Origin of the sequence: Paenibacillus sp. FSL R5-0701 (assembly GCF_037973995.1) — a bacterium.
Lineage (GTDB): Bacteria > Bacillota > Bacilli > Paenibacillales > Paenibacillaceae > Paenibacillus.
The window spans coordinates 2800245-2822931 of record NZ_CP150230.1; the positions used below are offsets into that span (position 1 = coordinate 2800245).

Sequence of the window (22687 nt, forward strand, 5' to 3'; positions counted from 1 at the left end):
TAACACATAAGGGAGACTTTTAATTATGCTACATATTCGTAAATCTATCATGGTCACACTTGCAATTCTATTGATCATCCCACTATTATTGCCGCAGTCGGTATCTGCCAAATCTGCTGCATCCAAGGATGGTGCAAGCAAAGCAAATTCCAAAATCATATACCTGACGTTTGATGATGGGCCAACCGCTCATACGGGTCAGTTACTGGATATTCTGGATCAGTATCATGCGAAGGCAACGTTTTTCATGCTGGGTCCTCAGATGGAGAAATTTCAGAAGGCTACCAAACGAATCGTAGCTGACGGGCATGGATTGGGTCTGCATGGTGTGACTCACGTTCCAAGCAAATTCTATAAATCTGCATATAGCGGATTAAAAGAGATGCAACAGGCCAATGTAAGTCTGAACAAGGTTGCTGGAGTTAAAACAAGTCTCGTGCGGACGCCATATGGTAGTAAACCTTATCTCAAACCGGCATTCCGTAATGTACTGCTGGGTCAGGGTGGATTCCATCTATGGGATTGGAATGTGGATTCGGAAGACTGGAAATACCAGAAAGATCATCAGAAAGTCTATAACAGTGTAATGAAACAGATCCACAATGTGCAAAAGAGCGGAACAACGCCAGTTGTGCTTATGCACGACCAGGAAGCGACGCTGAAAGTATTACCGCAAGTATTAAAAACATTGAAGGCAGAAGGGTATCATTTTGAAGTATTAAGCAAAAAAGTACAGCCGGTTAACTTCTGGAATGACAAGCGTTAATCTTATTAATTTTTCGATTGGTTACAACGAAGGAGGTACACATCATGAAGAAACAACGATTATGGATCACGATTCCAGTAACGACAGCCGTTTTACTTGCTCTGGCAGGATGTGGCGGACCGGATTCAAATGCAGCATCATCAGAGAATAGTTCTTCACCAACGACAACCGTGGGTGAGCAGACCGAGACCGGCAGTGGTGGTGCTGATTTCTCTAATGAAAATGAAACGGGAACCAAAGAGAATACGGGCACAACAGATAATGAAAACACATCAGGATCCAAGGCAAATGACAACCAGGTTGCCACTGGTCAATCAGGTGTAAATGATGTGATCAAGCAAGTTCGCAACCAGTTGAAGATGAAGGATGCAGCGTTACCCACTTCATTCACATTGGACAAGGGTACGTCTTTGGGTGCGGCAATACTGTCCAATACTGCTGATGCATTTAAAGTAAACTTCTACGCTACCACTCAGTCTGTTGCCATTAATGATCACTCCTTAACTGCATCCGACAGTAAGATACCTGTACTGGCTTCCTATGAAGTGAAGACCTATAAGGACCCGAATCAGCCAGAAATTTTCCCTGAGAAGGACCTGAAAGATATTCCAGCAGATATGGCTGTGGATCTGGGACATGGCATCAAAGGCATGAGTGAAGGTGCCGCAGGCAGTCAATATCTGACTTGGCAAGAAGGAAGATGGACGCTGGAAATTCGTTCGGTTTCCGAAGATGAAATGAATAATCCGGGCATAGCGAAGAAAATGGTGGAGTACCTGGAGTCACATACCTTGCCTGTACCCAAAGATAAAGGATATATCAAGGTTGAATATCCAAGTGGTGGACAGTCTGTTCATGTAACGATCTCATGGCAGGACGGTAACCAAATTCATCAGCTTAAGACCGATCAGGTGCCATTAGAAGCTCTTGGCATGGTTGTATCTGTAAAATAAATCTTGAGTGTTTACGGATATTCTGCAATGTAGAAGAGATGAGTGTTGGATTGTTACGATACACATAAAAAAGCTTGGCCCAGGAAGAAATTGCTGGGCCAAGCTTTTTATTTTGAGCATGTTATCGCAGCTTATGCAGTCGGGGTACATGCTTATTTTTGTTTCAATGGGTTAAAGCGGTTCTTTCATTTGAACCACCCTTTTTCCTTGGAGCGAGTGATGGCCTCAATGCGATTACTGGCATTTAACTTGTTGAGAATAATGGAGATGTAGTTACGCACCGTGCCCGTTGTGATGAACAGATGCCCGGCGATTTCCTTGGTGTTCTTCCCATCTGCCATGAGGCCTAGTACGGCATTCTCCCGTTCTGTAAGAGGGTTTTCTTCTACATAAGCTTCATCTACCAAATCCGGAGCGAAGATGCGTCTGCCATTCATAACTTGGCGGATCGACTCGGCAAGTTCTTCAATTGGACTGTCTTTGAGCAGGTAACCACGGACACCGCCCTTTAGGGCACGTTCGAAATATCCGGTCCGGGCAAAAGTGGTAAGGATAATGACCTTACAGCTCATTCCTTTGAGTTCTTCTGCGGCTTCAAGGCCGCTTTTCACGGGCATTTCTATATCCATCAGACAGATGTCTGGTGCAAGCTCCTGGACAAGGGCAAGGGCTTCCTGGCCGTTGCTGGCACGTCCGACGACTTCCATATCTTCCTCCAGATTGAGGAGAGAAGACAAGGCGCCGAGCATCATGCGCTGATCTTCCGCGATTACAATTCTAATCATGATTCTGCCTCCTTTATCGGTTTGCGAACGAGTTTCGGAACATGAATAATGATCGCTGTACCCGGGATGTCTGTTGCAGAGCGAATATCCAGACAACCATTCACAAATTCAAGTCGTTCCTTCATGCCCAAAATTCCTGTTCCGCGCCGATCCTGTTTGCGAGTTCGTTCTATTCCAACACCGTTATCTTGAACGGTTAATACATTATCCGCTAGTGTTTCTTTAATGATGATAGTACAGGTTGTTGCCTGACTGTGTTTGACGACATTGGTAACAGCTTCTTTCAAGCACATACCGAGCACATTTTCATTCAATTGTGACGTATCCTGTAACTTCGGATTACCTTCCAGCATAAATTCAATCGAAGCGGCCTTCAGAATCTGCTCCGCCCGGAACAGTTCATCGACCAATTGTGTACCACGCATGGTGGTGACCATTTCCCGGACTTCCTTCAGAGCTGTACTTGCCGTTTGTCTGAGGTCGTTCAATTCAATCTCGGCCTGATCGGGATTATTGCGGAGCAGCCGTCTCGCCAGATCGGTTTTCAGACCGATCAGAGAGAGCTTCTGTCCAAGTGTATCGTGCAGGTCACGAGCGATACGCTGGCGTTCTTCCATTTTTACGAGATCATCAAGTCGCTTGTTCGCATTCTCCAATTGGCCTTCCAAATGTTCAGTTTTGTTTTTGTTATACGTACTGATTGGGAGCAGGATGGAGGCCATTAAGCTGATGAATACAAACGGGAGTTGGCTCACCAACAGAGAACTCTGATTAATGAAACCGTAATTAATGGTTACGAAACTGGCTCCCAGGTTCACCGAGTAGAGGGTGAAGAATCCGGCTTTATTTTTAATATTCCCAATAAAAAAAGCAAGAAACAATGAGAAATACGCATAATCATAGGCGATCGTCATTGTAATGGATATGGCAATAAGCATTCCAATCCACATGTACACCTGCCAGCCCTTGGTGATGAAAGCGAGCAGGTAACAGACGAAGAAGACGAGGATAATGATGATGCCGGTTACCATCGTCCATAATTTAGAATATTGCGATATAAAATAGAATGGCAGGATGAAAAAGGCGAGCCATACATAAAGGTTCAGCCCTGTTTTTTTATAAAAATTTTGCATCCACTTTTGAATGGAATTCTCCTCCTTGCACTTGTACTCAACTTTAGCATGACTGTAGCATGACTATGGCTTGAACACAAGAAAACGAATCCGACAGAGTTAAGGCTTCTCTGTCAGACCCGCTGGATTGGTTACTCGGATAGGCGGTTGAACATACGGCTTGCGGGATAAGTTTTTGAGCTGTCTGAAGCTAATAAACTGTTTGGAATCTTCATCCCACAGACGGAAGCGCAGGGCAACCAGACTGGAACGTAGTGTAATAGTTGTTGCTTTTTGCAAAGGTGGTGTTGCGTTATGTGCTTCTTCCAAGAAATAGTTAGGTACACGCGGGCTCAAGTGATGCACATGGTGGAACCCGATATTACCACTGATCCATTGCAATAATTTTGGCAATTTGTAATAAGAACTGCCTTCAACAGCTGCTTTTACATAACTCCACTCATCTTCATGTTCAAAATACGTCTCTTCGAACTGATGTTGAACGTAGAACAGCCAGATCCCAAAGAAACCGGAGAAGAAGAAGATAGGTGCCTGCACCATTACAAAAGCCTGCCATCCGACTAACCAGGACATGAATGCATAGAGCACTACGATCAATACGGTAGTCAGGTGTGTATTGATACGTTCTTTACGTCTAGCACCTTTACGGTTAAAACGGTAAGCCAACAGAAACACGTAAATGGGTCCGATACAAAACAATACAAACGGGTTACGATAAATCCGATAGAAGAGACGACCCCAAGGAGAAGCTGCTTTATATTCGTCAACCGTCATAACCCAGATATCACCTACACCACGTTTGTCAAGATTACTGCTTGTTGCGTGATGGATAGAATGCTCGTTTTTCCACTGCTGATAGGGTGTAACTGTTAATACACCAGTAATGGTACCGAGAATATCATTGGCGCGTTTGCTCTTGAAGAATGAACCATGACAGCAGTCATGGAAAATAATAAAGGTCCGCAGTACAAATCCGGATGCCACCAAGGCAATCGGGAAGGTCAGCCAGTAGGAAACCGATAAGCTAAAGTAAGCTGCAGCCCATAACAAGAAGAGCGGGAGCAATGTATTGATTAACTGGCGGATACTTAGTCTGAGATCATTTTTTTCGTAAGGGGTAACTTCTTTTTTTAAGGCCATTTCTTTTGATCTGTTCATAAAATTGTGTCCTCCTTCAATCGTTATAACTGTAATCAGCTACAACTTGGCGTTTCCCGCTAGACTTTCCTGTGGGAAGCGTTTTTATCATTGTAAAACAATCCGAACATGACAGTAAGTCATAAACGTCAGCCTTCTGTAATGATGAATATCAACGATGGACCATGACATTTGTCATGGGTGTATGATACTCAATAGCTCTACAGAAGACAGAAGAGCAGGTTTTACTAATTCCTTTGCACAAATTACGCAACAATTTGTATTATGTATACAAATTTTGTTGGGAGCATGGTAAAATCTATCCTTGAGTGGTTATGACAACTTATGAGACGGGTCGATTAGGTTGATTTCTGATGGATTGGATGGAATGCATAATGAAGAAACGAATTACGGATATCCTATTTATTATGGCAGGTGCATTTCTGTTTGCACTGGCGGTGAACCTGTTTGTCATCCCGAACGATTTGGCTGAAGGCGGCGTCACGGGTATCACGATTATTTTGTATTACCTGTTTGAATGGTCCCCTGGACTGATGAACTTGATCCTGAACGGTATTTTGTTAATTGTGGGATATCGGTTTCTAGATAAAACGACTACGGTATATACAATTATTGCAGTGGTATTTAACTCGTTGTTCCTGCATCTGACGGAGAGTTGGACGATTGCATCGGATGAACTCTGGATCAATACCATTTTTGCTGGATTATTTGCCGGTCTTGGTATTGGCTTGATTGTTAGAGTGGGAGGCACAACGGCGGGAACAGTGATCCTGGCCCGACTTGCCAACAAATATCTGGATTGGAATATCAGTTACGGACTTCTGTTCTTCGATCTGATTGTGGCTTTCTCCTCATACTTCATCATTGGACCACAAGGATTAATGTGTACAATTGTCTTGCTGTTTGTTGGAACCAAAACGATGGAGTTCATTATTGAAGGGCTCAATCCGAAAAAAGCCGTTATGATTATCTCTTCCAAACAGGATGAAATCGCAAAGCAAGTCATTGAGAAGATGGATCGCGGAGTAACCGTCCTGTCCGGTCATGGCTATTACACAAAAAATAAGAAAGAAATTCTATACATTGTGATTAGCAAGCAGGAAGTTTCTATGCTGAAGAAGATTGTACGAGCAGAAGATGAGATTGCTTTTATCACCATTCATGACGTGCGTGATGTTTTCGGTGAAGGATTTATTGAGCTCTCCAAAACTTGATGAATATATGTATATAAGGAAGAAAAAGTTGCGGTGAATATCACCGCAACTTTTTTTGGTAGGTTAATGGTATGCGGTATTAATCTAGTTCGATAAGAAAGAACCCTTCTCCGAAGAGAAGGGCAAAAGAGTATTAGTAATGTCTTCTTTTTTTGACTCCACAATATTCAACAGTGACATGACAGTGTTTTTTACACTTTGTAGGGACATATTTAACTTTGGTAACACAAGTTTTCGTAATTTTTTTGTAAAAACACTTTGGTCTTGGATGATGACATTTATGATGCTTTCTGTACATATTAAAACCTCCCTGATCGTGATAAGGTATTCTATGAACAGGTCACTGTTTCGGAAATGTATAAACGTCTATTATTGTATAATAATTCCTTTATTAGGCTTTTGTGTTACAGGTGAAGGTGTGATTCTTTCTAGTAAAAGAGTGCAATGACAAAAAGCTGTACACCTACCAAGCACGATGATATATTGAATTTAATTATTTTGTTAATAAACTTAACTAACTATAGGAGGAGGCGATAATATGGCTGGCACACCGCAATATATTCGCAATCTGAATGAAAATCTCATCATGGATGTTCTTATAACTCAGGGAACCATGTCGAGAGCGGATATCAGCCGTCAGACCGGACTTAGTAAACCAACGGTATCTTTGGCGGTCGAACATCTGATTGACCGTAATCTGGTGAAGGAAATGGGGCGAGCTGACAACGCTCAGGGTCGAAAAGCAACCCTCATTCGTTTCAATGAAACGGCTTATTATGTCTGTGGTATAGATATCGGTGCAACACGTATTCGGATTGCGTTATCCGATCTGAATGGAGAGATCATTGCCTATCGAACATATCCCATGGTTGTTCAAGGAGCTTATGAGCGAGCAGAAGCGACAATGCTGGAGCTTCTTCGAAGCCATATGAACGAACTGCTTGATGAGAATCATCTGAACTGGGATCAGATTCAGTGCATCGGGTTCGGTATACCAGGCGTAGTGCTGCCTGATTCAGGGCGTATCAATCGTATTGTGGACCCGTTAGCGGGTCTGGAAGAAGCTTTCTCTCTAGAGTCGTTGTCAGGAGCTTTTCCCTGTGAAGTAATACTGGAAAATGATGTTAATCTTGCGGCGCTTGGGGAGTATCGGAGTGGTGCAGCAGCAGGGTATCCCTTGTTTGTTTTTTTCTCCATCGGTACAGGGACGGGCGCTGGCATCATGGTACATGGCCAACTGCTTCGAGGTTTAGGTGGCTTAACTGGAGAGATCGCGGAGATGTTGGTGGACGATGGCCGACGTCTGGAGGAAGTGCTGTCCGCTGATGGTCTGATGCAACTGGCAAAAGATGATCTAGATCAGCATGATGAACTATTATTGGAGGCTGCTCATTCGGGTGCGGATGTTCTTCACAGACACCTGACTCCTGAGAAGTTATTCGAAGCTGCACGCAGTGGAGAAGTAGAGGCTGTAGAGATTCTACAACAATACAGCCAGAAGATTGCTTCCGCTCTGCGTCAGATTAGCGTTGTGCTTGCTCCGGATCTCATTGTGCTTGGCGGAGGTGTAGGAGGAAACGGTGATGTGTTATTGCCTTTACTGAGGCAGATCATCTCTGAGCAATTCCCGGTGCAACCACAGTTAATCTGTTCCAAGCTTGGTGAGCAGGCTGTTGTCACTGGTGCGGTACAAGTAGCCATACAACAAACGATGCTGAACCTTCAGCAGGAAGCCATGGAATAAGAGATTGGATAGACAACATGTGAGGAGGGAAAGGCATGACAGAATCCGTAAAAAACGTAAGTAATGATTATCAGTCCAATCAGAATGGTACGGTTGGAGGGGATCCATCCGGCTGGATTGCAGGTATTGACATTGGAGGCACCAAAACATTAATGCTCTTGTCATCACAACAGGCTGGAAATGAAGTTCATGAACGAATCTTGCCTACTCTTGCCAGTGATCAGCCGGATGTGTTTTTCCGATGGTTATTCGCTGAACTGGAAACGTTCTGCCGTGAGGTGGGGTGCAGTCTGAATCAACTTTCAGGTGCAGGTTTGGGATTTCCTGGTGTGATTCTGCAGGAGGAAGGAATACTGCGAAATGCTCCAGCTTTTCAGTGGCCTGAGCAAGATATTCGTCCTATTATTGCGAAGTATTACACCGGGAACATCATGTTGGATAACGATGTGAATATGGCCGCAATGGGAGAATATGATCAAGGGGCAGCGCAGGGACATCGCCATTGCGTGATGGTCACGGTTGGAACCGGCATTGGAGCTGCACTAGTTCTGAATGGACAGCTATACAGTGGTCAGCATGGAGCAGCCGGCGAGATTGGGCATTTTATTGCAGGAGACGAAGGGCTTCATTCAGGCTACGTTGCGGATGCTGATTCATTTGGTGTATTCGAGCAAGCGACTTCAGGTACCGGAATTACGGAACAGGCAAGGCGGTATTTTGCTGATGGAAAGGGAAGTTCCTTATCCGTGATCATGAGTCTGGCAGGAGGGGAATCGGAACAGATTGAAGCCAGGCATGTGTTCAAAGCAGCGGAATCGGGTGATCTTGCTGCCCTGGAAATTCTGGAACTGCCCATGCGTTATATGGCTAGAGGTCTGGCGAATATTACGGCTTTACTCAATCCTTCCATTATAGTGATCGGTGGTGGCGTGGCTGCATCCAACCCATCCTATTATCTAAATGAAGTGCATACACGCCTCCAACGTTATACTGTTCTGCCTACACTTTTAGCTGTAGCTGAACTGGGGAACAAAGCAGGAGCAATCGGGGCATTGGCTGCAATCAAGTCGAGTCTGACACGCACATAAAAATAGAGAATAGGCGAAGCAACTACAGACATAAAGGATGGAGATCCGGATGAGAAGTAGACATATGAAGGCTTACACAGAGAAAACAAAAGCCGATTCCAATGATGCAAAACGTGTTTTACTCCAATTGCAGGGGCTATATCTGTTTATGGGGCTTGCCGGGGGGATGTTTAATCCGTACATTAATCCCATATTGGTAGCACAAGGGTTTTCCAGTAAAGAAACCGGATTTATTATGGCGTTTGGCACACTTGTATCCATTATTCTTCAACCTATATGGGGAATTCTGGTAGACAAGTTTAAAAAGACACGGTTCGTACTGGTGATAAGCCTGCTTGTTCCTGCATCGTTAGCGTATTTCTACAATATTCAAGTGTACTTTATATTAATATTGATTTATACTTTATGCACTATATTCCAAGTGACTCAAATACCCGTTGCTGACTCCTATGCGGTTACAGCTGCGAGAGCCGCGAACACCTCATATGGCATGATCCGACTCTTCGGCAGCATAGGAACGGGAGTTGGGGGATTTGCCGCAGGGATGTATCTCTCCCAGTTTTCCATTCACATGTTATGGCTGCCATTTCTCCTGTTTAACATTCTGAGCGCTATACTGGCAAGTACACTTCCCCGGCAGACGAGCATATCCTCGTCCTCGGTAACCTTCTCCGTAGGTTTGGCAAGATTGCTCCGAAACCGGACATTCCTTCTATTTCTAACAGGTTGTTTCCTGATTAACCAAACGCTCACTGCGTTTAACTCCTTTTTTGTTATTTCATTTCAGATGGCTGGCGGTTCTGTGACCATGACAGGTACAGCACTGTTGCTGGCGTCAATTACTAATGTTCCATCCATGTTGGCAGCGGCATTCATACTCCGAAAATGGGGACATGAACGGACGATGCTGCTTGCAGCGGGGGCGTATATGTTACGTTGGGGAATACAATGGCTATGGCCATCGCCTGAGGTCATGATTGGCGTTCAGGTGCTGCATGGGTTATCCTTCGGATTCTTTTATATTGCAGCTGTGGAATATGTGGCTTCCGTTACGGGACGGGAGATGCAGGCCACAGGTCAAAGTTTATTTAACATGGTATTTGCTGGCCTGGGCGGAATTGTTGGTAATATGCTTAACGGATATTTGCTCGATTCCGGCGGTCCATCACTGATGTATCTGGCTTGCACGATCAGTGCAGCACTAGGATCAGTGATTCTGTATATCGTCAGCAGGCAGGCCAAAGAACAGAGAAGAGTATACTCATTAGAATAGAGATGGAAGGAGTTGGAGCCTATGAAAGTAAATCTGAAGCGGAATTGGCACACCAAGTTAATGTATTCGTATTTTCCTATTTTTCTGCTTACGATTTCCATTCTGATCTTTCTCTCCTTCCTGATTGTCAACGAACTCTCACGTAACGAAACTCAAAAAGCCGACATGATCTCCACCCGCTATATCGTGGATACACTGGAGCGCTCGCTAAGTGACATTGAACTTCGGTTGCTTGAAGACATTGGTGCAAACAAGACATATAGTCGCTTTCTGGAAGCTGGACAGGGACAATTATCGAGTCAGTTCATCTATGATGCGGCAAGTGGACTGGGACGTATGCTGGATCAGCAGGATATGATTCAATCCATTTATCTCTATCGTATGTCCGATTCCCAGATTCTTACGCCCAGAGGCATGATGCGTTTGGAAGATTTCGAAGATCGTGACTATATTGAGCAAGCCTTGAAAGATCGCGAGAACCTCGGTTGGAACTTGCCACGTGATTATAAGGAACGTTCCTTCGACGTACCTTCACAGGTGATTAGCATGAATAAATGGCTTCCTTTACCGTGGGGCGGGGAAGGACTACTCGTCATTACCATCCGCATGTATGCAGTGGAACGGCAGATTGATAACATGACCAATGAAAAGTTATCTGTTCTTCAGGTTCGGGATAAAAGCGACAATCTGATCTATACCGCCCATCAAATGGACCCTTCAGCAGGTGAAATCCTTAATCGTGTGACTGCGGACAAGCTTGGTCTGATCTTTGAGAGTGGTATTCAATCCGGACAGCTGTATTCATGGGTATCCCTTGTCTCTTATGTGTGGATCGGTATTGGATTATTAACGATTGTTGGTGCGGTGGCTGGACTAATCTACATTACTCGCAGAAATACACGCCCCATTCAGCTGATCATGAATCGAATTCAGGCGTTACAGCCACGTGCCGAGGAGGATGAAGCAACTCCATCCGTCAAAGATGAACTGGCACTCATCGATCGTGCGCTGGAACATCTGATTGCTCAGACGGTTGACTATGAGAAACAACATCATGAAAACTTGCTGATTCATCGCAGACAGTTGCTTGTTGATCTGATGGAAGGAGAGCGAATGGATTCGTTCCGTCAGCGACTTCGCCATCTGCAACCGCTAGAGGAACGATTCATGGAACCGAAGAGTGTTGCAGTCCTCATTGCGGAGATGAATGGTGACGATCTCTCGACCAATCAGAATATTCTGAAGATTGCGCTTATGAACGTAGTGGAAGAACTTGTGCAGAATGAGACCCAGTTCGGCGGTTGGGCTGAATGGTTTGGGAACCGCAGGCTTATTGTAGTGATTGCATCGGATGAGCAGGAAGGACTGGATCGTGAATTACTTATGGATCTGGCTAAGCAGATGCATATGTGGATTGCGGAAAACTTCCGCTTACGGTTTACGTTCGGGATTGGACGAACCGTACCGGGCTGGGAGGAGATTACTCGTTCCTATGCGAGTGCAGATGCGGGTTTGCAGCATAGACTTACGCTTGGTAAAGATGCCATCGTTCTCAGTGAGCAACTGCCGGATCGTATTGAGCTGCAATCGTACAAGTATTTGCAGATGCTCGCAGACTTTGTCCGTGAATTTAGACTAACCGGTGATGGTTGGCGAACGCAGCTGGACCAGATGTTTGTTGCGTTCAGCGAAGATCAGATTACAGATCACGATATTCGCATGTTGCTGCAGGCGTTAATCCAGATGTTGTCCCGTGAATTCGGGGAGCTGTCTGAGCGGTTGCAAAGCCAATTTGCCGAGGAAATCCTGACTCGTCTTCGCAGTGATATCCAGCAGGTGGAGACACTGGAGGGGATTCAAGAGATTTTGCAGGAGTGGCTTAAAGAGGTTTATCGCAATTATGTGTCTGTAAATGAAACGAAAAGTCATCGCGCGATGATCAACGAGCTGCGGATCTATATTGAAGAGCATTTTGATGATCCGGATCTGTCGCTGAAACATTTGAGTGATCGGTTCCAGATCTCGGGCAAATATGCGAGTTATCTGTTCAAGGAAGAGTTTGAAATGAAGTTTGTTGATTTTCTGGTAAAACTGAGGGTCGAAAAGGCCTGCCGTCTGTTGTCTGCATCCGATATGGCTGTTCAGGATATTGCTCTGCAAGTGGGTTATGCCAATGCCATCTCCTTTGGCAGAGTATTTAAACGGATTATGGGCGTGACACCAGGGGACTACCGCAAGCAGAGTGGAAAACAAGGAGATCAATAACGGAATTGCACGTGTTAGAACATCCGGGTATCGGGGGAAATCGAATAATCCTAGAGATATCCATGAAATCTCCTGTATGAGGGAATAAGGTCCTTAACCTTGTCTTCCTTTGCAGGAGATTTTTTACATGCGGGAAATGCCATCGATATTTTGTTTGGTCAAATGAAGTTTAATCTTCCGCCAAGGAATTAATACGTCGAATCGTTCTACTCGTGTTGCTAAACAAGGAGATCACATAAGATGTGGTCTCTTTTTCATTTTTTGAACAGATATTTAATGGAAAAAAGATTATTGCAAGTTGGGGGATGCCAGATTGGGTATGAGAAATCAAATAGAATACAACATTTTATGTTATTGTAGTTAACATTAAAGGTGTGAAAATTGTATATTGTCAGGAATTATGTTTATATATCGCAGTATTTAACTTAAAAACCGTGAGTTTTACATTTTGAAAATAGTTTATTGTCTAAATATCAGATCGTATGTAATGATTAGTGACATTCACAGGTGCAACAAAATGGGATGAACAAAGTGGAGTGGCAATCATGTGAATCCATTCAGAGAGTGTGCGAAAGGGGAAAGGTCAAATGAGATTATTTCAAAGACGTAAGGCAGGCAAGGCAAGTTCAATCCTCGCAGTGGTAACAGCGTTCGCTCTATTATTATCTGCATGTTCATCAGGAAGCGAATCGACATCTTCATCAGGAGAGTCGGGTTCGGGGGAAAAAACAACTTTGAAAGTAGAAATCTTCGACCGGGGAAACACCCCGGCGGGCTACACCATTTCGGACAGTTATCTGACTCGCTTCATTCAAGAGAAGTTTGGTGATCCAAACAACATCGATGTTCAATTTGTTCCAGTACCACGTTCGGAGGAAGTACAGAAGCTTAATGTTCTGATGGCGAGTGGCTCTGAAGTACCTGATATCGTCTTTACCTACGATTCGGGAACATTCAACCGGTATGCAGAGCAAGGAGGTCTGACCGAACTTACGGATCTGATCAATCAAAGTGGTCCTAACCTGAAGAAGTTCCTGGGAGATGAAACGCTGGCCTACGGTCAATACGATGGACAACAGTTCGCGGTTCCAGGTAAACGTCTTGTACTTGGCAAGTACGCATCCTATGTCCGTCAGGACTGGCTGGACGCGCTCGGATTGCCTTCCCCTGAGACAGCTGAGGAGCTGCATACAACACTGAAGGCCTTTAAGGAAAAAGATCCGGGTAAAGTCGGTACAGGACTTATTCCGATGGGGATGTCGATTGCCTCGGCTCAATATGAACCACTGATCTGGTCATTCATTGAACCGCTGACGGAAGAACAGAAATATACATTAACGCAGCAACTGGGTTCCAATGACTATCCAACGTTGTTGCCTGGTTTCAAGGACGCCCTGAAATATATGAACACACTTTATAATGAAGGATTAATGAGCAAGGACTTTGGACTCGACAAAGACAAGAAAAAGCTGTGGGAAGATGTATCTAACGGGAAAGTTGGATTCTACACTGAGGATGCAGGGGAGATTTATATCTCTGGTACGTACAAAAACCTGCAAACCAATCAACCGGGTGCAGTGATTACACCCATTGATGCATTTAAAAACTCGGAAGGCAAATTTGCCAAACCGGCATATGCACCCAATGCGATGTATGTCATGATCCCGAAATCGAGCAAAAATGCGGAAGCCGCGATGAAGTATCTGGATTGGATGGCTTCGGGCAACAACCTGTTCGACCTGCAATTCGGTGTTGAAAACGAGAACTATGAACTTGTGGATGGGGTACCACTGATCAAAGATGATGCTTCTCCTGAAATTGCAGGCCGTATCTATAATTCCGGTGACATTGCCATTATCGTGAACGGTAAATACGTTGGGGATGACAAGAAAAATGAAGAGGCCTATGTCGTACAGGTAGAGTCGAAGTATCGGGATGATATGCGCAAGTCGGTAGCGATCTCTAACACGGACACCATTCAACCAGTACGTTTCTCCAAACCGATTGATGCAGAAGCACGTTACGGTAACGGTTTAAAAGACAAGTTCATGGAGTTTTTCGTCAAAACTACCATTTCCAAACCCGCTGATTTTGAAGCCACGTATGACAGCATGATGAAGGACTACATGGCGAGCGGTGGTCAAGCAATCCTGGATGAACGTACAGAAGCTTACAAAGCGATGAAATAAGTAGAGTAGAGATCACATCTAAATGTGTATGACAACAAAGAACAGGGATTTTATTAGGGCGATGGCAACATCGCCTTGATGAAGAATCCTGAATGACATGGGGGGAAGGTTTATGAAAACAAGCATCTATTTCCGCAGAAACTGGCAACTATATGCGTTGCTCCTACTGCCCATGATCTACTTCATTATTTTCAAGTATGGGCCAATGTATGGCGTGCAGATTGCGTTCAAGGATTTTAACTTCTTTCAAGGGATCTCTGGTAGTGAGTGGATTGGTTTGGATGCATTCAGAGAAGTTTTTCAAAATCAGGGGTTCTACACGGCATTACGCAACACGTTAGTGCTAAACATGCTGGATTTACTGGTTTCCTTCCCGGCGCCGCTTATACTGGCCATCTTATTATTCGAGCTGAAGAAGGCCTGGTTCAAAAAGTTGGCACAGACCTTACTGTACATTCCTCACTTTATTTCGTGGGTCATTATTGGAGGAATCGTACTTCAGGTATTTGGTACGCAATCCGGTTTCATTAACAATATCTTAATGAGCATGGGGTTTGATCCATTGCCTTTCCTTTCAGACAAAAACTATTGGCTCTTTACGTATCTTGCGGTAGGTGTGTGGCAGAGTGCAGGCTGGGGTACGATTCTGTATCTGGCATCCCTGACGGGCATTAACCGGGAACTCTACGAAGCGGCTGAAGTGGATGGAGCAAGTCGGTTACGCAGAATCTGGCATATCTCCTTGCCAGGCATCAAAACAACGATTGTTACCTTATTGATCATCAATGTCGGCAACATGATCTCCATCGGTTTCGACCGACCGTTTATTATCGGAAACGTGGCTGTACGTGAATACTCGGATGTACTCAGCACGTTTGTCTATCGTGTCGGTTTACAATCTGGTCAGGTCACGCTCGCAACAGCTGTAGGTTTGTTCCAGGCATTAGTTGGACTTGTCTTCATACTGGGAGCGAATTACACGTCCAAGAAATTAACTGATGAGAGCATTATGTAGTGGATTAGATTCACATATGATCTGTAAGGAGTGAGTGAGATGTCTGAAAACACGGAGAATCGAATATTCAACACGGTAAACGTCATTCTTATTATCATTACGATGGTGCTGTGCCTTGCACCATTCATTCATATTATTGCGATCTCGCTCAGTTCAAACCGGGCGATCGGTTCAGGAGAAGTTTCCTTTTTCCCCAAAGAGTTGTCCTTTGAGGCGTACACCAAAGTATTTGCAGATGGATCAATGATTCGTTCCCTGATCTATACCATTTGGCTGACCGTCCTGAGTACGGTGCTAAGCATGGTGATGACTATCGCAGCAGCTTATCCACTGGCGAAGAGTAATCTGAAAGGGCGCAAGTGGTTCATGCTTGTCATTGTGGTGACGATGTTCTTCAGTGGCGGCATTATCCCCGAGTACATTCTGATCAAAAATCTACATTTACTCGATAGCACATGGGGACTTATTCTGCCTGGATTGATTAGTCCGTTCTACATGATTATCCTCATTACCTTCTTCCGAGGTATTCCTGAAAGTCTGGAAGAAGCAGCAGGCATTGATGGAAGCAGCCACTTCGGAACACTTATGCGCATTATCTTGCCGCTGTCCCTACCGGTTATGGCGACACTGAGCTTATTCTACGCGGTAGGACGGTGGAATGGTTTCCAGGATGCACTCATGTATATTACGAAGCCTGAGCTATATCCTTTGCAATTGAAGTTGTATCAGATGATTCAGCAAAACCAGATTACAGAATTGATGCAGAACGAAGGCATTGGTGCTGTTCAAGTACTGCCTGAGAGTCTGAAAGCAGCCAGTGTTATATTCTCCACGTTACCGATCCTGCTTGTGTACCCGTGGTTGCAGCGGTACTTTATCAGTGGCGTAATGGTAGGTGCTGTAAAAGGTTAACAGTCTCGGGAGGTCCATGACATGACACAACGAATGGTAGAGAAGATGTCGAAAGAGCAGCAGTATCTTATAAATCAGTCCATGTTGATGATGGATAGCTTTTATGACGAGGAATTGGATCTGCTTCGGAGTTTTGAAGAGGAGGATTCATCGCAGCACAGCACACGAGCGAGTGCACATTATGCACTCGGGTTGTTGATTCGAAATGAGCCTGGTGATGTGGAACGCGCGATAGGAGTGTTCCACAAGGTGCTCGATGTTCAATATGACGCTCCGGATGAGATCTATCACGGGACCTTCGCGACCCGACCCAATGATGTGCATCCACCAGCGGGTCACTACGCTTGGAAATCTTTTGCGCCAGGCACGGCCTATTTCCTGGAACGCACCTTTGAGAAGGTGTCTGCGCAGTTTATCCATAAACTACAGGAAGAGGGTTCTCTGCTAACAGAGGCAGCAGACCCCAAACAACTGAAAAACCTTTTTTATTCGGCAGTGAATCAGGTTCTGCCACCAGTCTGGATCAGCTATGATCCCAACTGGCGTGAGTTTATCGCTTGTGTCTGTGTGGTTGTAACTGCTGAATTCGCCGATCTACTGCCGGAGACACTCGTGAAACGGATGGATTATGCGATGGAACTGGCTGTTCAAGGATCAATAGAACGCAGGTTATCGGACGTAATCCCGATGAACACCAATATTGAGTTAATGCATATTTTCATCACCCACTACTACGGCCATCGTTTGAACCGAACAGATTGGATTCAGCATTCGGATGAACAGGCGGAGGGGTTGATAAAAGAGTTTGAACAATACGATGGTACATTCGCGGAGTTCAATACGACAACGTATTATGGGGTGGATCTGTCCGTGCTTGGCATGTATCGAAAGTATGGACTCACCGAACGTTTGATCGAAATTGGACACCGGATTGAACATGGGCTGTGGAATAACATTGCGCTATATTACAATGCCAACCTCGAAAATCTCTCCGGCCCGTTCTCTCGGGCGTACGACATGGAGATGCGAGAACATAGTTCGATCGGTGTATTTATCTATCTCTTGCTCGGTGAAGGCTATGAATATCTGGCAGGAATCAACTGTGAATCTGGGCATGATCCATTGATTGCGCTCCTTGGGGTGGATGTGCCCGCTGAAGCCGTGCCATATTTCAAGGATCATCAAGAGGATCGGCTTGTGCAGAAACAGTTCATGGAACTGTGTGAGCGCAATGATCCAACGTCCAATCGGAATTTGTGTACAGCCAAAGCCTGGATTGGTGAGGACCGGATGATCGGGGCCATGTCGGGAAGTGTGAATACCAACGGCCAGATGCATCCAGCCACGATCCACTGGCAGACAGAGACGGGGGAGCGTTATTATCTTCGCTTGATCCGCCGTGAGGTGGGCGAGGGGTGGAATAGTCATCTGCGCGGAATAACGTTCGATGCGGATCTCACACCTGATTCGTTAACCATTGATGTGAAGCTCTATACGGAGGAAGAGATCGATGTTTATTTTGAAATCAGAGGGCCATCCCTTCGTCAGCAGGATATTACACCAGCGTTATGGCAGTTCCCTGGACTTACGTGTGCCGTGAAGGCTGAAGCGCCTGAACCATCTGTGTTAATGTACGTGAATCATGCGGAGATCATCTATCGTTATGTGCCTGGGAAGACGGCAAACAAGATGAGATTTGAATTGACTCTCCGTGAAGACAACGGTTTGAGGAATAAATAGGTAGATAAGATGAACTGAACATTTACACGAGAACGAAGAGTGCAGAACCGATCTGAAGAAGCGGAGCGTTCGCCTGAAAGCTTTCTGCAAGAAAGCTGCATCGGAAGCATAAGCTATCACCGGATTTTTCCCTTTGGAGAAGGGGATCAAAAAAATCTGGGGATAACAGCGATCGGAAGATGGTACTGCAATTGGAGTGATCTAGTGTAAAGTTTATTGGTTCAACTTATATAGATAGAGATAAATGGAATATGAATGGCCGATAGAATGAGTGTCAGGGGGACCAAGTATGTACACAGACAAACAAGAATATTCGTTCTCAACATGTTGGAATATCAAACGTCATACGACCGGACAAGGCATGATTGAGGAGATCAAGTCTCTCGGATTCAAACAGGTTGAACTGAATTATAACGTTACGGAAGAGATGCTGCAGACGATAGAGCCGATGATTGAACGGGGAGAGATCGGTGTATCCAGTGTGCATAATACATTTCCGCATGTGGCTGATCCGGATTACGGAACGGATTCCATCCTGCTTGGATTCGATGATGAACCGCGCCGCAAACGGGCGATTGAACTGTTACTTCGCTCAGCCGAGTACGCACATCGTTATGGTGCCAAGGCTGTTGTTGTACATCCCGGTGAGGTTCCGTTTGAATACAACATAGATGAAGCGTTGAAAAAGATATACCACGATCAGGGGCCGGACTCACCGGCATATCAATCTTTATGGCAAGAGATGCTGGAGAAGCGGGAAGATGGCAGCGCACATTACCTGAGCCGGATTCAGGAGAGTCTGGAAGAGGTATGCGACTTGTCGGAACAGCGGGGATACGGTGTGAATTTCGGTATTGAAACCCGTTCACGCTGTTATCAGATGCCGACTTTGCATGAAGCCGGAACGATTATTGGACAAATGAAGGGCGCGCCGCTTGGTCTCTGGTATGATATTGGTCACGGTATGATGATGGATCGAATGGGCCTGTACGATAATGTACGTGAGGCTAACGCGTTGATTGATCACGTGGTTGGCGTGCATATTCATGAAACCGTAGGGTTGGCAGATCATTGGTGTCCATACATCCATAGTAAAGACATGACCTTTTTTGATTCGTTTTTGGATATTATCGACCGTTCTCCGGTGAAAGTATATGAGCTGAAAGCCGCGTGTACACCGGAAGAAATCGATGAGAGTCATGGAATAATCACGGCTCGTATTGCTGAACGTCATGCGGCGCGTCAGCGCGCATAGGGAGCACACGTACCAAGCATGAATGCACTTTATTAGGGAAAGTAAACCAACAGATAGAGCGGTTCAGAACAAACCTCAGGTTGCATTACAGGGTGTTCTGCCGCTCTTTTGTTGTTCTTTTTAAAGTGATATATGTTTTTACCGTTTCTCTGGGAGTGTTACGTCACCGAGAATCCCTGCCTGGTAGCCTTTGACTACAGCACCAATTCGAGATTTCACACCAAATTTCTGTGTAATGGAGGTTATATGATACTCCACTGTACGTTGACTGATCGCCAGATCCTGCGCAATCTCCTTGTTGGTCATCTCCAGTGCAATTCGGTTAAGTATTTCCCGTTCTGTTGCCGTGAGTGATTCCTCCAGATTAGGGGATAACATGGTCTCTGGAATAAGAACATGACCCAACATACTTTGGTGAATGGCGTTGATAATCTGTCCATACGTTGCTTGTTTCGACAAGTAGGCATGGACGCCGAGATCATAAGCTTTTAACTGGAATTCGTGATAGTTATATCCGGATAACAGTATGATTTTAACGGATAACCCGTATTGATCTTTCAATCTTCTCACAACCTCGAACCCGTCAAGCTGGGGCATGCGGATATCCATCACAACAACATCTGGCCGCAGCGCCTCTACTTCGGATAAAAAAAGCAATGGGTCGCTGAATGTCTTCACTACCTGTATGTCTGGTTCACGATTCAAACGGTTGTTGAGGCCTTCCATGACCAGAGGATGATCATCAAGCAGTACGACTGTGATTGGTTCGTTCATTATTCAATAGCTCCTTTGGTTAAAGGCAAACGAATGTTGATGGAGGTTCCTTTGCCAAGGCTGGAATGTATGGTGAATTCTCCACCCAGATGTTGAATGCTGCTTTGTATGGATATCAAACCGAAGTGCCCTGTTGCAGTATCAAATGTGGTATGAACATTAAATCCCAAGCCGTCATCCTCTACTTGGAGAATCAAGTCATTATCCCTTGTATGTACCTGAATGGAGCAAAACGCAGCTTCGGCGTGTTTCATTACATTCATAATGAGTTCACGGATCGTCCGAAAAACAGTGGACTTTAGAGGTTCGTACTTTAACTCTTCAAAGAGGGCGTTGTAGTTAAGTTCCATTCTGATCCCACTTTGCATTTGAAGTGTACGGATAAGCCATTGCAACGCTTCCTCAAGATCGCTTCGATCCATAATATGAGGGTAGAGATCATCACATAATTGACGTATATCTCTCTGGGAAGCATACAGGCACTCCAGCCAAACAGCCGTTTGATCCTTACGCGTCTCTCCGGTATCGTGTAATTCCTCCAAATCACGAGACAGGAAAATCAGGTTTTGAAGCAGTTGGTCATGAAGGAAATATGAGGTTTTCATACGCTCTGCCTGTTGGGCTTCCATCAAAATATCATTGAACTCCCGATGACGGCGTATCTGGTGTTCATGAAGCGTTGTCTGATCTACACGGTGTTCATATCGCTTCTGAAGATCGGATAAGAGTCTGCCATTGACGAGCATTCGAATCGCTTCCAGCCTGCCTTGATCAATGATATCCTGCTCTTCTGCTGAAAAAAAGGTGCGATTTTCTTTGTGACCAATGCCCAGAAATCCCGCCATCTCCGTCGTTGGTTCACCTGACAGCTCCCAAACCTGTGCCAAATCATATTTTTGTCGTAAAACTTCAATATCCAACGCCTGGTTATCTATATTCTGAATGGAAGTAAAAATCCCTGTACCTTCCTGAGAATATCTGTGCTTATCATCAATCCATATGACAATTACACCTTCAATATCCAGCATCTTGTGGAACATCTCGGCAAACACGTGAATCATGTCCCGCATGTTTTGCTGCTCAGCCATTCGCACAGTCAACCGCAGTTGCTGGTGTTCCAACCAGTCTTTGTTAAGTTTGTTTTTCTTGCGTGAGCGGGTGAGCGTGTACTGATACGCCCAAGTGATTAGCAAAAACGAGACAAACAGTAAGCTGATATGAATTAACAAATGCAGGTGAGATGCAGCCAGAAACAGTAAAAATACGATTAAAACATATAGTCCATGAATCATCAATCTTGGCATAACCAGTTTGAGGTCAAGCATACTCCGTTGTACAAGTACATAAGTGAACATCCATGATAAAGGTAGAAATCCAATTAATGTGTACTCTACAGGCAATAATGGTTCACCTTGAAGCAGGGTTGGAATAGCAAAACAGATGATGAAGGGAATCAGGCTAACAAGTATTCCTGTTAACATGAGCAATAGCTGGTTCTGCTCCTTGCGATTGTAGCTTTTACGATTAACCCATGTCATCCAGATTAAGATCAGAAGGGTTGCACAAAGAATAAAGTTGAGCAGATTGGTTGGACCAGACGGTGCAGCAGGTGTGCTAATTAAAGTAATGCCTTGATTGATCTGAACATCGGTCATCATCCACTGCTTGATGTACAGAAAGGCAAGGCCAGTAGAGTAGGCAACGGCAACACCTCTGCTGATGAATAGTAACCACTGGAAACGATGCAGGTGGGTACGGAACACAAAAGACACATAAAAAGCAGTTAGACAGTAAGGTAACCATGCCGCACAAAAGGCCAGAATATAATTGGATAAAGGCAACTGGGATGTGTATATCGTCAGTATACATATGGCCATGGACAGGTTAAGGAGGTAGAACAGGCGCATCACTCGTGAACTGGGTTGGCTAAACAAGGCATAGGTTCCGGTCAGCAACAGCAATAATTCTACAATGGATGAGAAGCCGATGTTGAACCATTCACGTGGTCCAGGCTTCATTGTATGTTCGGATGCCTGACCGTGAGAATTCTCAACGCCGATGGTGTAGGCTTCAGTCACTAAGAATACACCTTTTTGATGGAGTAACCGGACTCCTCCTTTGGGTTCTAAGGAGATAACGGTGTCACCTGATCTAATCCCGGATGTATAAGCTAAACCTTGCGGATCTACATCATGTACTGCCCAAGAATTGGAGGCATTTGGTGTCAACGAAAGTCCGATATAAGGATTCATAAATGAAGAGATATGGATATACGTGGCTGTCAGTATAAAACACAACATCGTTACAAACCACACGAAATTAAATTTAGTTTTCATGAATCTATGTAATGAAAGTTTTAGTCGCATGGTAAAATCATCCGTTCTTAATAAAATGCATCATTGGTAAAATGAAGTGGAAAAACA

17 protein-coding genes are annotated in these 22687 nt (G+C 44.8%); 12 read left to right on the top strand and 5 right to left on the bottom strand.

All coding sequences use genetic code 11. The features are described from left to right. Positions 1–25: 25 nt before the first annotated feature. Positions 26–766 carry a polysaccharide deacetylase family protein gene (locus MKZ13_RS13070; RefSeq protein ID WP_339184501.1) on the top strand — a complete coding sequence of 247 codons (741 nt, stop codon included), beginning with the start codon at positions 26–28 and terminating at the stop codon, positions 764–766. Positions 767–810: 44 nt separating this feature from the next. Continuing rightward, positions 811–1719 carry a hypothetical protein gene (locus MKZ13_RS13075; protein WP_339184503.1) on the top strand — a complete coding sequence of 303 codons (909 nt, stop codon included), beginning with the start codon at positions 811–813 and terminating at the stop codon, positions 1717–1719. A 185-nt stretch (positions 1720–1904) separates the two neighbouring features. Here the strand turns inward: MKZ13_RS13075 and MKZ13_RS13080 are convergent, their stop codons facing one another. From MKZ13_RS13080 to MKZ13_RS13090, 3 genes are all read right to left on the bottom strand, one after another. Then, positions 1905–2504, bottom strand: a complete 600-nt coding sequence (locus tag MKZ13_RS13080) for a response regulator transcription factor (RefSeq protein WP_036608692.1) — start codon at positions 2502–2504, stop codon at positions 1905–1907. Continuing rightward, positions 2501–3637 carry a sensor histidine kinase gene (locus MKZ13_RS13085; protein WP_339184506.1) on the bottom strand — a complete coding sequence of 379 codons (1137 nt, stop codon included), beginning with the start codon at positions 3635–3637 and terminating at the stop codon, positions 2501–2503. The genes MKZ13_RS13080 and MKZ13_RS13085 overlap by 4 nt, the downstream gene beginning before the upstream one ends. A gap of 99 nt (positions 3638–3736) precedes the next feature. Beyond that, positions 3737–4795 (bottom strand): fatty acid desaturase, encoded by a 1059-nt coding sequence (locus MKZ13_RS13090; protein WP_091016855.1) that lies wholly within the window; start codon positions 4793–4795, stop codon positions 3737–3739. A gap of 374 nt (positions 4796–5169) precedes the next feature. On the opposite strand from MKZ13_RS13090, the gene MKZ13_RS13095 reads away from it, so the two are divergent. From MKZ13_RS13095 to MKZ13_RS13140, 10 genes are all read left to right on the top strand, one after another. Further along, positions 5170–6009: a YitT family protein gene (locus MKZ13_RS13095; RefSeq protein ID WP_017688839.1), complete on the top strand. Its 840-nt coding sequence runs from the start codon at positions 5170–5172 to the stop codon at positions 6007–6009. A 538-nt stretch (positions 6010–6547) separates the two neighbouring features. Beyond that, entirely contained in the window at positions 6548–7753 is a 1206-nt protein-coding gene (locus MKZ13_RS13100) for an ROK family protein (RefSeq protein ID WP_221824870.1), read from the top strand. Between the two features lie 35 nt (positions 7754–7788). Continuing rightward, positions 7789–8841 (top strand): ROK family protein, encoded by a 1053-nt coding sequence (locus MKZ13_RS13105; protein WP_221824869.1) that lies wholly within the window; start codon positions 7789–7791, stop codon positions 8839–8841. Between the two features lie 49 nt (positions 8842–8890). Further along, positions 8891–10114 carry an MFS transporter gene (locus tag MKZ13_RS13110; RefSeq protein ID WP_260633020.1) on the top strand — a complete coding sequence of 408 codons (1224 nt, stop codon included), beginning with the start codon at positions 8891–8893 and terminating at the stop codon, positions 10112–10114. A 21-nt stretch (positions 10115–10135) separates the two neighbouring features. After that, a complete protein-coding gene (locus MKZ13_RS13115; RefSeq protein WP_339184510.1) occupies positions 10136–12379 on the top strand; it encodes a helix-turn-helix domain-containing protein in 2244 nt (747 codons plus the stop codon). A gap of 587 nt (positions 12380–12966) precedes the next feature. After that, positions 12967–14568, top strand: a complete 1602-nt coding sequence (locus MKZ13_RS13120) for an extracellular solute-binding protein (protein WP_221824862.1) — start codon at positions 12967–12969, stop codon at positions 14566–14568. A 112-nt stretch (positions 14569–14680) separates the two neighbouring features. Further along, entirely contained in the window at positions 14681–15583 is a 903-nt protein-coding gene (locus MKZ13_RS13125) for an ABC transporter permease subunit (RefSeq protein ID WP_062834078.1), read from the top strand. A 39-nt stretch (positions 15584–15622) separates the two neighbouring features. Next, on the top strand, positions 15623–16495 hold the full coding sequence (locus tag MKZ13_RS13130) for a carbohydrate ABC transporter permease (RefSeq protein WP_339184513.1): 873 nt from the start codon (positions 15623–15625) through the stop codon (positions 16493–16495). A 21-nt stretch (positions 16496–16516) separates the two neighbouring features. Beyond that, positions 16517–18235, top strand: a complete 1719-nt coding sequence (locus MKZ13_RS13135; RefSeq protein WP_221824859.1) for a hypothetical protein — start codon at positions 16517–16519, stop codon at positions 18233–18235. 289 nt (positions 18236–18524) lie between these two features. Continuing rightward, on the top strand, positions 18525–19490 hold the full coding sequence (locus MKZ13_RS13140) for a TIM barrel protein (protein ID WP_339184516.1): 966 nt from the start codon (positions 18525–18527) through the stop codon (positions 19488–19490). A 138-nt stretch (positions 19491–19628) separates the two neighbouring features. Here the strand turns inward: MKZ13_RS13140 and MKZ13_RS13145 are convergent, their stop codons facing one another. Next, entirely contained in the window at positions 19629–20264 is a 636-nt protein-coding gene (locus tag MKZ13_RS13145; protein WP_221824855.1) for a response regulator transcription factor, read from the bottom strand. Further along, positions 20264–22600 carry an ATP-binding protein gene (locus MKZ13_RS13150; RefSeq protein ID WP_339184519.1) on the bottom strand — a complete coding sequence of 779 codons (2337 nt, stop codon included), beginning with the start codon at positions 22598–22600 and terminating at the stop codon, positions 20264–20266. The genes MKZ13_RS13145 and MKZ13_RS13150 overlap by 1 nt, the downstream gene beginning before the upstream one ends. Between the last annotated feature and the right edge of the window lie 87 nt (positions 22601–22687).